The sequence below is a fragment of the Daejeonella sp. genome (genome assembly GCF_044348475.1).
GTDB lineage: Bacteria > Bacteroidota > Bacteroidia > Sphingobacteriales > Sphingobacteriaceae > Daejeonella.
Genome location: NZ_JBIKSU010000153.1, coordinates 1 through 3148 on the forward strand (window position 1 = coordinate 1; position 3148 = coordinate 3148).

At 41.5% G+C, this 3148-nt stretch carries 2 protein-coding genes; one reads left to right on the forward strand and one right to left on the reverse strand.

The genetic code is table 11. The annotated features are described in order from the left end of the window. The coding region (locus ACIQZ6_RS12550; protein ID WP_395811614.1) for a sialidase family protein at positions 1-1738 on the forward strand (1738 nt) is incomplete at its 5' end. A gap of 359 nt (positions 1739-2097) precedes the next feature. On the opposite strand, the gene ACIQZ6_RS12555 is transcribed toward ACIQZ6_RS12550, so the two are convergent. Then, on the reverse strand, positions 2098-3148 hold a 1051-nt coding region (locus ACIQZ6_RS12555; protein ID WP_395811616.1), incomplete at its 5' end, for a hypothetical protein.

Genomic DNA, 3148 nt, shown 5'->3' on the forward strand with positions numbered 1-3148 from the left:
TTTCTCACAAACTAAGTCTTATGACTTTCGGGATAGATTAAATGGTAAGCCAATTTTTGAAAACGGATACATAGATCAGCCATATGTGGTGGTTCTGGATTCTGGCGAATGGCTTTCTGTATTTACTACGGGTTTAGGAGAGGAAGGTTCTGGTGGTCAGCATATCGTTTCATCGGTTTCTACCGACAAGGGAAATTCCTGGTCAAAGCCTGTTCTGATTGAAGAACCATCTGCCGAATCAGCATCCTGGGCCATGCCCTTCAAGACTAATTACGGTCGCATTTATGTGTTTTACAATTATAATGGTGATAAAATTCATAGCCTGAATTCTCTTACTAATATTCGTGAAGATATGTTGGGCTGGTATTGTTTCAAATATTCGGATGATAAAGGCAAAACTTGGTCAAAGCGCCACCGCTTGCCGATACGTACTACCTTGGTTGATCGAAACAATGACTGGGCAGGAAAAGTCCAGATCCTTTGGGGAATTGGTAAGCCAATCAATGTCGGTAAACAAGGAATGATGTTTGCATTTACCAAGCTCGGGAAATACATGCTAGATGATGGGGAAGGCTGGTTTATGCGATGTGATAATATTAATTCGGAGCGGGATCCTGAGAAGCTAAAATGGAATAATCTTCCAGAAGGTGATAAAGGATTACGCAATCCTGATTTTGGCTCGGTTCAGGAAGAACAAAATATTGTTGAGTTGAGTAACGGCACTTTGTATTGTATGTACAGGACAGTGATGGGGCATCCTGCTGAGTCGTATTCCTACGATGGCGGTAAAACCTGGACTATGCCTAAGATTCCTAAATATTACACTGGAGAACTGATCAAACATCCTCGTGCTTGTCCGCGAATTTTTAAAACAAAAAATGGAAAATATCTTTTTTGGCAACATGTGAACGGTGGCTCAGATTTTGAAAACAGAAATCCTGTTTGGATTAGTGGTGGCATCGAATTAGATGGTAAAATCAGCTGGTCTCAGCCGGAGATATTGCTGTATGCACCCGGACTGTCTAAAGAAAGATTGAGCTATCCTGATTTGGTTGAGCAAGATGGAAGATACTGGATTACGGAGACTAACAAATTGAAAGGCCTGAGTCACGAAATTGATCCGGATTTCTTTGATAAACTTTGGGGGCAGTTCAACCTAAACACGATATCTACCAAAGGTTTGGTGATAAACGAAGTGGGAGGCGACCTGATTAAAAAAGAATTTAGTCTGCCCGCCATAGAGGAGCCTTCAAAAGGAGAGGGATTCACCATTGATCTGGTAGCAGACATTACCAGATTGAAGGAAGGCGAGGTGATTTGTGAAAGCAGGGATAAGGATGGCAAAGGATTTTGGCTTGAAATGAGTGCCAATTATTCCGTAAAATTTACCATGGCAGATGGTGAAAAGACCACATCCTGGAACTCTGATGCAGGATTGATCAAATTCATAGGTACTACCGAGATTTCGCTTATTGTTGATTACCGGGCAAAGATCATCAGTTTTGTGATCAATGGGGTATTTAACGATGGCGGTAAAGAACGTATGATTGGTTGGGGTCGGTTAGATAATACCATGGGCGCTGTAAGCACAAATAAAATTAATATTGGAGCTATACGGACTGGTGGTGGATTAAGGGCGGATAATGTTGTAAAAGCTTTTCGATTTTATAACCGACCACTAACGGTTACCGAATCTGTAGGAAATTACAGGAGTCAATTTAATCCATCAGGTAATTAAAGGTAAATCATCAATCTAAATTTGATTCCTATCTTGCTGATGCGGTGGAATGAAAGGATAAGATGAAAATTCTTACTGCTTTGCCTTCCGTCGCTAGCGCACGCATGTCGCGTGTGCCCATCTATCAATAGTCAATAGGTTTTGCAGTATTTATACGAGGTTAAAATCACGCGCCACATGCGCGCGCTAGCGGTTAGCGCACGTATCTATATGAAAGAAAAATGGCTCTCGCAAAGACGCAAAGACGCGAAATATAACATCGAAACTATATGAATATAAATACTATGTGGCCATCTGCGTCTTAGCGAGAGAAAAAAAATTAAAAGGTTCAATTGCGCGCTAGCGATGAACCTGCAAAATCAATTTAATTGAATGTCCTCACTACTGGAAAGCCCTTTAAACTGAACCTCAATTTTCGGAGTTTCCTCTCCGCTGAAATCTGAATCGATCAGAATTTTATGTGCTCCAGCAGAAACAGTAGGGAGCTTATTTTGTAGTTTGAATGAACCCTTAGGTTTCCCGTTTTTATCATAATAGCGGATTGTTTCTGTACCATCCGAAACCAGACTTTCACCGGCAGCTAATTCAACCGGGAATAAAAGTTCCATGTAATTGTCGATTTGCATTTTAATATTTTTCACGCTGCCCTTTTCGCCTGTGATCTGCATCCTGAATTGTAAAGGCTGCTCCTTCCATTGGTACTGCAAATCCCAGTTGGTATGTGTAGGTTCACCGGGCTGACGTTCAAACTTTTCTCTGATAAATACCGGCGACATTGCATATTGATGCAAGGTCCATTTTCCTTCCGACCGCTTTTCGAGATGGAATTCATTCTTAGGATTTTTTAGCTGCTCTTGTTGTGCCTTAGTAAATGCATTTCCATTCCGCGCCAATTCCCATTCCCGGATAGCGTCAAGCAATTGATTGGTCTGGCTGTTTTTTCTCAAAGCTGCAGGTCGTGCAACCATCGCAAATCCGGCATTGTATCCTGCTGCTCTCGACAGCATCCATTCCATCTCCGAAAGGGTAGTATTTTCTGCTAAAAGATACCATCCCAGCATATGGGGCATATAATTCCGGTCAAATAAGCCCTGATTATCGATACGATATTGTTGCATACTTTCCTTAAACCCACCATACCATGGCTCTCCCCAATTATAATAAGATCCGATATGCCAATAAAAAGTTTTACTTAGGCTGGTACCGATAATGAAATCGTGTTTTACCTGGTCATATATATCTTTTGCAAATAATTCCAACGCATAATCACCTTGTCCGGAGGCGAGAGCTCCTTCATGCCCGTCTAGATCAAGATGATCTACACCGGTTTCGTTCATTAGCTTGGTGATATTTTTTGCAACTTCCCGTTGCATGTCTAGGTTTGGAAAGAACACATTGTAGGAATGATCA